Raw genomic sequence first — 8,559 nt, forward strand, 5'->3', positions numbered from 1 at the left:
AAACAAGACCTGATACTCCTCTAGCGCCAGCCTCCTTGCCACCGTAGCGGACTCCGCTACAGTGGCGAGGCTGACCAAGCACGAGGAGGCTGGCCATGACACTGTACTGCGGGATTGACTTGCATTCAAACAATCAGATGGTTGTAGTGATCGACGATCGCGACAGACGACTGCTGGAGCGTCGCGTGCCGAACGATCTCGATGCGACATTGAACGCGCTTGCGCCTTTCAAGGCGGATCTGCTGGCGGTAGCGGTGGAGTCGACCTACAACTGGTACTGGCTGGTCGACGGATTGAGCGACCATGGATACTCAACGCAACTGGTGAACACGGCAAAGGTCGAGCAGTACTCGGGCTTGAAGTACTCCGACGATCAGCATGACGCATTCTGGCTGGCACACCTGATGCGACTCGGCATTCTACCGACCGGTTATATCTGCCCACGGGAGATCCGCGAGGTTCGGGACCTGTTGCGCAAGCGGCTCGGCCTGGTGCGTGAGCGCGCCCGCAACTTGACTTCGGTCCAGAACATTCTGGCTCGGGAGTTGGGACACCGGGTTCCGACGTCAAAGGTACGCGGCGTTCTGGATGCTGACGAACGGTTCCGGCCGGCAGTGCGCACATCAATTGCGGCCAACTTGGCGGTGATCGAGACGCTGGACACGGTGATTGCCGGCATCCAGACGCAAGTGCTGGGCGCGATCCAGCCCACGCAACGCTACCAACAACTCAAGACGCTGTGCGGCGTCGGCGATGTGCTGGCGCCGACGATTGCGCTGGAGACCGGTGAAATCGAGCGATTCAAGTCAGTGGGCAACTACAGCTCGTACTGCCGGGTCGTCGAAAGCCGGCGCGAGAGCAACGAGCGCAAGAAAGGCGCAGGCAACAAGAAGTGCGGCAACCGCTATCTGGCCTGGGCGTTCTCCGAGGCCGCCCACTTCGCGGTGCGCTATAACGACCGGGCGCGGCGGTTCTTCGACCGCAAGGCAGCCCGGCGCAACCGAATGGTGGCGATCCGGGCAGTCGCGCACAAGCTGGCGCGGGCGGCCTACTTTGTCCAGCGCGACCGGGTTCCGTTCGACGCAGCCCGATTGTTTGGTTAACGATCATGGCGCGGAGCCCGACCGAGGGGTTGGTTCAAGCCATAGACCCTGATTGGACCGCGCCATGATCGACCCAAGGAAATGACCGATTTTCAACAACGCGCCCGGCGTTCGAGCCAGTCACGGGTTGGCGACGAAAGTCAGCCACAGATTCTGAACTGGACCCAAATGGACGGACTGCCGGTACCGAGCTGTTTCTGGGGCATCACAGATGCCAGGGGCCGATCAAAACCGTTGTCACGACAACCGATCCGGCCTTGATCTCGATGGGTGACTGGAGCGCGTTTCTCAAAGCGCATCCGAACCACTGAAAAGCAGGGCGCGCGGCTGTTGGAAACCGGTCAGATGAAACCGGAACGGGCGGAAAAATCGCCACAGGCGACCACTGCCTATTGACAGGGCTGGGGCTAATGGGTGACCCCTTTGCTCTGTCTATTATCTCGAGGCAAGAAACTCTGTAGCAATCGCAATATAGTCTCTTGCTCTGCTTGAGCATCCCGGAAAATGAGAAAACTCCAACTCTCCAAGAGCGTAGAGCGCTCTGATAGATCCGCTTTCGAAGGATTCGACTAATTTCTCATGCGAGGATCGGTACTGATTCTCCTGCATCAGCTTTCCTGCAATATGAAATGCGATGGAGGGATCGGGAATTCTTGAGTCGATAACTTCAAGCTCTTCTACAGAGAGTGTTTGCATACCAGTGATTCGGGACAAAGCCATCAAATATAAAAACATCTTACGCGGCTCTCTTCTCACAAATTCATCAGCCCAATCATTCAGACCATCGATACTTTGCTCTGTACCCTGAAATTCAGGTCTGTGTAATGGGCTGTTTGCAAGCAGCCATATGATGCCGGTGATGTAATCATCGTTGCGGGACAAGAGATCATCTAAAGGAAGCTTTTGGCCAGTTTCTCGAAACTTCACAGGATCCAACGCAAGGCTCCAAAGCGCAAGCTGCGCCTTTACGGAGGAAACTTCATCAGGTTCAGAGATTCGGATCTGTTCTTGCTCAACAAAATTCAGAATGATACTCGCAGTTTCCTCGCGCACCCATGGTTCCGGAAGATCACAATTGTTTTCATTAGCCTCGATTGGTTCAGAGACCAGGCATTGAATCAGAGACGCGAAAAGGGCAACAGAAAGGGTCGATAGCATTTTCATTTTGCTCACCTTTCAAAGTAGTGGGAGGTGCACTCGCTATAGCAAGCTTGGTAATTGTTTACTGATGCAGGCACAATAAGGGCGATTCTAAGAGCCGTAGGGCTACGTGATAGATCATTTGCGAACGCGGCAATATTTTCATTCGGATGGTTTTTCAGAACAGTCAGTGTCTTATCGGAAAGTTCCGCCAAATCGGCGGCTGAATTCAACGCTGATGCAGATTCCATTCCTGAAATGTCGCCCACGATCGGGGTAGTCGCCACCACGGCGGCCGCGCAAAATGCCGCACAGTGCGCAGGCTCTGACGGCTGGAAAACGGACTCTGCCATTTCAGTGCTTAGGCCATGCTTAATCGCGGCGATCTCGCGAGGCATCACGTTATAGGTTCCATCTCCAACTGGCACAGCTGACCATTCTGTCACGGCCCCTGGCGACTCGCTCAACTCGTCAGCCTTCCTTCTTGCTTCGGCCTGCGTCATTTGATTAAACGCAAACCCCATCGCCGCCGTCACGGCCCCATTTGCGAACACTGGCGCACCCGACGCGGGTCGTAGCCGATGCGAGCATTTTTCCCTGTGCATTCTTCGAGTTAGAGGCCGGTTTTCCAGACGTGAACCCGACCAGGGCATTTTTTGCCCTAGAAGCGGTTTTTTGGGGTGCGAGTGCCGAGGCCATGAGGGGCATTCTAGCTGATCGGACTGGATGTGCTAGGCGGGCATTTTCTTCTTAGCGGCTGCTTTTCAAGCCGCGGCAGCAGCTAAGAAGGAAGGGCAGCGCGGCTAAAGAAGAAGGCCAGGAACGAGTACGCCCGGTGGGACCGGGCGTACTCAGTAGCGACCAGCGTTGTGGCTGACCCAGATTATTATCAGAGCTGCCCGGTAGGACAGCTGCTCACGATCATTTAACTACTCTCGGCAATCAGAAAGCACCACATCAGCATCCGTTATGGCTGAATCGTAGAGACCAAAGAGCCCATAGCTACTACCATGGTGAAATAGCCCTGTAACCTTCGCCCATGAACGAGTCGGACGTTTAAAGACCTCGACAGGCAGACAGATTTCCGAATTTGGTCTGATCCAGATCTCCTGAGAATGCCCTTCCTTCCTGTCGTACAAAGCGCAAACATCTCGCTCAGCGACAAACCAGCCACACAAGGTTACATGGTGCCCATCAAGAGCGCTCTTCTGCTCAATTAGCTCAGACCAGCTCATGACTGAATCATCGGCCTTATCGCTGGCAATAGCACAAGACAGCAACAGCGGAAGAATCAGTGTAACTACAGCTCCTAATTTCACCATCTTCTCCTCGGGGGAACCACGGTTCGAGGCAGTGCACCAATTGGCTGCATTTCAAGCACCGATATGCCCTGATTGGGCATCTTCAAATAGTTCGGAATGCCCCTCCGATAAACAACGCGATGGTCTCCTGGGCCAAATGAATTCTGAGCTGTGTTGAAAGCTCGTGCTCCCCTGTAGTCTCTATTCATCGCTGGATGAGTATGATACACAGCCACAGCATCCCTTGGCATATAGGACTCCACTACCAAGGCATTGCCCCGCTCTTCATACGCCAAGAACTGAGGCTCGCTTGCAACGTATCCAACGGGCCCTCGAAATTGTATATATCCAACCCACTCCCCGTCTTCACGCAAGACGAGCGGCGATAGCGCATCAACCGCAGCCGCATCCAGCATAGGATCACTCGCTCCTGGATAGGACTTCAAATATCCTGGAAGCCAAGGTGACTCGTCGGGCGCGCAACCAAGCCGACTGCCACATCCAGTCACGCTTTCCCGATTACCCCCGCCATTGCTAGCCAAGCTACCGAACGCATAGCTCATAGCCGCCGTTGCCGCCCCATTTGCGAATTTACTGCCAGAAGTCAGGGGGACGAACCAAGCTCAGGGTGACGGACAAATAGCCAGAAAACATACCACTGCTGGAGCTCAGGGGAGTTCCAGTGAGATTTACTCGGCGCATCATCTGGAACCATATATCCATATTCATTTCCATCAGCCCCAACATACAATGCCCTTCCAATTAACGAGTACAGCCAGGATGCAGAACTACAAGCCGGCGGAACATACTGTTCAAACGCCTTACTGATTAGGTGTGTTTGTTCCCTAAAGGCCTCATCAGATACCGGCCATCTCCCCCACTCAAAACCACCACTGACAAAATCCTGAGTTTCAGACCAAACTTCTAAGATAGCGCGAGAGAACCTGGAATCTCCCTTCTCCAGAACCGCTTCCTGTGTCGATATCACACCCGATCCAAGGGTTCCTATTTCACGTTTCCAACCATCAATTAGCCCTTGCCACGCAGAACTACATTCGTGAACAGGCTCGCCAAAATCCTCGAAATCCATAGCCTCTTCCTGCACGTCATCCTGTGGATCGGAAGCGCATGCAACTCCGAGGAGACAGAACACTAGGGAAAGAGTCACTGCCCAGTACAGTCTCATAACGTATCTCCGGGGATGCCATCTTGTGCATAGTACCGCTGCAGTCCAGCCAATCCACCAGGGTAATGACGCGGGACGTTTCTAAGCGCAGACTGAAGGTGATGATTCCTTAAGCGGCGCACCTCAAGATTTCTATTCACGAGATAAGTAGATCCGGACCTTTCCCAAGCCATCCAGAAATCATTCGCACTAAAGTTCAATTGACCATCAAAATGGCCGTGCATCCATGCAAAAGGTTCGTGGCCAGCAGCTCTGTATGCGGAAAGCAAACCACTAGGATCAACAATGTCACTTCCCACAGAACCCCAACCAGGTGTCAAGTAGCCAAAATTGTTGTCACCTAACTTGACGATACCTAGCTGGACCTCTCGTCGGGAGTCAACACCAATTTGCCCATATCTCGCGCCTGCAGCCTTTGCTGCATCGGCTGCGGTGGGGAACCCTGATTCTTCAACATCAAGTTCATCAGGAACCTCCACAGGATCAGCCCCTGACCCTGATCTAGAACCAACGGCTCTGCCAGTCCTCTGAGCCAATGTCCCAAAGGCATAACTCATAGCCGCGGTCACCGCCCCATTTGCGAACTTCCCCCCACTGATCCGCGACGTCGTCCCGCCGACGATCGCCACGGCCGCACCCTGCACGAACACGTCCTTGCTGACACTCATCGCCGCCGGCGTCGCTGCCTTGGCCACGCCCGCCGACAGGAACCCGTGCCCGAACTTCCCGCCCTGCAGCTCGGCGATCGTACCACCGGCCACCCCGTGTGCCACGCTGGCCCGGGCCAGCTCGGGGCCGGTGTAGCTGGTACCGAACACGCCGCCGTCGCCGGCCGTGCCGGCGAACTGCTGACCGATCCCGAAGAACACCGCCCCGGCAAAGGCGCCCCAGAGCGCGCCCTCCACGCTGCCGGCCGAGATCGCCCCGGTGATCGCACCGCCGATCACGGCGGCCGCAAACTTCGCGCCGGTTGCCGTCAGCGTGGTGCCGAAGATCGCGAACTTCCCCGCTGCCAGCCCTCCCGTGTACACCGAAATCGCCACCGCCGCCGCGATCCTGAAGAACTTCTTCAAACTGAAATACCCGCTCGGATCCGTATACGCCAGCGGGTTGTTGTGCACGTAGGTGTAGCGGTTCAGCGTGGTCGTGTCCTCCACGAACGGGTCGGCCTGCAGGAACCGGCCCAACAGGGCGTCGTAGATCCGCCCGTTCATGTGGATCAGGCCCATCTCGTCGACGTGCTCGTGGCCGGTAAAGCCCCGCGGCGTGACCTCCAGCTGGGCGGCCGCCCAGGCAGGCGTGATGCCCAGCAGCCACTGCTGCCACACCGCGCTCCAGTCGTTGCCGTCGCGCCGCTGGCCCCAGGCGTCGAAGCCGGTGCGCGCGGTTGGCTCGGTGGTGAAACTCGACTTGGCGGGGTCGTGGGTGATCGAGTCGAATCGGCTACTCGATCTGGCGGCAAGATTGACTGCGATGCATAAAACTCTTGATTACTTTGCTCATGCCCTTTGCTCTGAGCAGCGGAACGGTCAAGCCGGAAGGACAGCGCCCCAAAAAAAAACGAGAGACTAGTGCGATCCGGCAAAGTTAGGCGCCTTTATGATTTGTCGGACTGATGGCTCTCTGATGCCTTGAGCTTCAACTTGCGCTGCCTTCGCCCAAGGGGACCTTCTGAGACTTTTATGCGAGCAAATTGCGGCAAAAGGAAAACTCTCAAAAAAGCTGCGGCCAAGACAGCAAATACAAACAGCCAGACATTTAAAGAAGCGACAGCAAATATTGCAGCCACAAATATCCCTGTTGCTTCAACCACGAGATAAACCAGACCTAGAATGCGATTCACTCTTTGGCTAGCACCACAGAGCCGACATCGCAGGCGACCACCTGCTGAATAGGCAAGCCTTTCCAGTACAGAGATGCCATTCCTGCCACACCTTTTACAATTGCTCATGGAGAAACCTATTTCCCCAGCAGGAGAGTGTTGCCAATTCCCTCAAGTCGCCCCGCAACGGTGAGTTGCACATTGGCGGGAAGCTGGGGAAGTATGGGCTGATTCACATCCACAGTAGTGACAAAAATCTTGAACTCGGAGGCGACCAACTCGATGTTGTGATATACATCCCCCATTCCAGCGACGAAACTCAACGAAGGCCCTCCCGTTCCACCAACGGCCAGCCCAGCAAGCATGCTTGTTGCTTGCCTTCCTATCAAAAGCGCCTTGTTCTGACTAAGCACTCCAAAACCCTCCATTATCATTTCCTGGTTGGCATGGAGCGACAGGCCAATCGCTTCCCCTAAAAGCATATGCTCCACTGTAGCAGCCTGAACTTGCTGACCCAGGCCATGCGCACCGAGTAGACGATGCTCGTGCCGAATGTATCTTGATATGCCCCTAAAAAATGAGGGTCTATCCGAATCTCGCAACGGATTTCAGACTTGATCCGGTCTGATTTGAGAGGTCATGGGGCCTCCTGTAAAGTTTTGTTTTCCAGAACAAACAGTACAGAAAGGAACCCCCATGACCGTCTACAAGCTTATCGCAAAGCTGCTCAAGTTCAAGGATTTCCGGTGCAATGGACTGGCCTTTCGGCGCGGCAACCGGCTCGAGGTATTGGTCAAGCCCTACAAGAACGGCTGCCGCTGTCCGGAGTGCGGCCGGCGGGGACGTATCGTTCGCCAGCGCTCCGAGGTGCGCTACTGGCGTGATATTCCGGTCGGACCCTGGTCGATCTGGCTGATGTACTGGCCGCGTGAGATCTGTTGTGACACCCACGGCCGGGTGACCGAGCAGCTACCTTGGTCTGAGGCGGGCAGCCGGGTGAGTCACCGCTTTGAATACCTGATGCTGCGCTACTGCCAGATCATGCCGCAAAAGGCCGCCGCCCAGCTGCTGCGGTTGCCCGCCTCGACCCTTTCGGATCTGCTCCATCGCACCATTGGCCGGTTGCGCGAGGGCCATCGCATCCGAGGCCTCAAGACCATCGGCGTTGACGAAATCTCCTATCACAAGGGTCACAAGTACGCCACGCTGGTCTATGACCTGGAGCGCTCCTGCGTGGTCTGGATCGGCCAGGGCAAGGCCCGAGCGGCGATCGACCGGTTCTTCAACGAAGCGCTCAGCGACTACCAGAAGGCCAGGATCCAGACCGCCTGCTGCGACATGAGCCAGGCCTACATCGGGGCCATCCAGACACACTGCCCGAACGCCACCCTGGTGCTGGACCGCTTCCACATCGTTAAGGCGCTCAACGAGGCCGTCGACGAGGTTCGCAAAGAGCAGTGGCGGGAGGCTACCCGGGATGAACGCAAGGCGCTCAAAGGGCTGCGCTGGCTGCTCTCACGCCATTCGTCGACCCGAAGCCGGCGCGATACCCAAAACCTCAATGCGCTCGACAAACACAACCGGCGAATCTATCGCGCCTGGCGCCTGAAAGAAGAGTTCGAGCACTTCTGGACCTACCAGGCACCCTGGGCGGCAGAGCGGTTCCTGAAGCAGTGGACCAAAAGTGCATTGCTCAGCCGCCTGGAGCCGCTGCGAAAGTTCGTCCATACCCTCCGACGCCACCAGGATGCCGTGCTGGCCTTCATCGGCACCCGCGTGACCAACGCTATTGCTGAAGGACTCAATCGCATCGTCAAGATCGTCAAGAATCGCGCCAGTGGCTTCCGCCATCTCGATGCGTTCTCCGACATGATCTACCTGACCGTTGGAGACCTCGATCTGCCTGGGCAAATTCCAGTGCGGTTCCGCACACTATGAAAACGCCGGCAAAGACAGTCAGATCAGGCGCTGCGGGCGATCAGAGCTTTGCGAGATCCGGATATAGCC

8 protein-coding genes are annotated in these 8,559 nt (G+C 56.1%); 2 read left to right on the forward strand and 6 right to left on the reverse strand.

The window, feature by feature from the left end:
* Nucleotides 1–95 precede the first annotated feature (95 nt).
* Complete coding sequence (locus tag HFP89_RS06050) at nt 96–1,103, forward strand: IS110 family transposase (RefSeq protein WP_168716753.1); 1,008 nt, start codon at nt 96–98, stop codon at nt 1,101–1,103.
* A 435-nt stretch (nt 1,104–1,538) separates the two neighbouring features.
* On the opposite strand, the gene HFP89_RS06055 is transcribed toward HFP89_RS06050, so the two are convergent.
* The 6 genes from HFP89_RS06055 to HFP89_RS06080 all read right to left on the reverse strand — a co-directional run bounded on the left by HFP89_RS06055 (nt 1,539) and on the right by HFP89_RS06080 (nt 7,043).
* On the reverse strand, nt 1,539–2,267 hold the full coding sequence (locus HFP89_RS06055) for a hypothetical protein (RefSeq protein ID WP_168716754.1): 729 nt from the start codon (nt 2,265–2,267) through the stop codon (nt 1,539–1,541).
* A gap of 5 nt (nt 2,268–2,272) precedes the next feature.
* A complete protein-coding gene (locus HFP89_RS06060) occupies nt 2,273–2,779 on the reverse strand; it encodes a hypothetical protein (protein ID WP_168716755.1) in 507 nt (168 codons plus the stop codon).
* A 1,369-nt stretch (nt 2,780–4,148) separates the two neighbouring features.
* Nucleotides 4,149–4,730: a hypothetical protein gene (locus tag HFP89_RS06065; RefSeq protein ID WP_168716756.1), complete on the reverse strand. Its 582-nt coding sequence runs from the start codon at nt 4,728–4,730 to the stop codon at nt 4,149–4,151.
* The gene (locus HFP89_RS06070; protein ID WP_168716757.1) at nt 4,727–6,058 is read right to left on the reverse strand and encodes an RHS repeat-associated core domain-containing protein; all 1,332 of its coding nucleotides are present in this window, start codon (nt 6,056–6,058) and stop codon (nt 4,727–4,729) included. The genes HFP89_RS06065 and HFP89_RS06070 overlap by 4 nt, the downstream gene beginning before the upstream one ends.
* A 269-nt stretch (nt 6,059–6,327) precedes the next feature.
* Entirely contained in the window at nt 6,328–6,573 is a 246-nt protein-coding gene (locus HFP89_RS06075; RefSeq protein ID WP_168716758.1) for a hypothetical protein, read from the reverse strand.
* A gap of 116 nt (nt 6,574–6,689) precedes the next feature.
* Nucleotides 6,690–7,043, reverse strand: coding sequence for a hypothetical protein (locus tag HFP89_RS06080; RefSeq protein WP_168716759.1), 354 nt, complete (start codon nt 7,041–7,043; stop codon nt 6,690–6,692).
* 205 nt (nt 7,044–7,248) lie between these two features.
* Between HFP89_RS06080 and HFP89_RS06085 the strand changes: the two genes are divergently transcribed.
* On the forward strand, nt 7,249–8,490 hold the full coding sequence (locus tag HFP89_RS06085) for an ISL3 family transposase (RefSeq protein WP_168715701.1): 1,242 nt from the start codon (nt 7,249–7,251) through the stop codon (nt 8,488–8,490).
* Nucleotides 8,491–8,559: the final 69 nt, after the last annotated feature.

Source organism: Wenzhouxiangella sp. XN79A, assembly GCF_012272825.1.
Classification (GTDB): domain Bacteria; phylum Pseudomonadota; class Gammaproteobacteria; order Xanthomonadales; family Wenzhouxiangellaceae.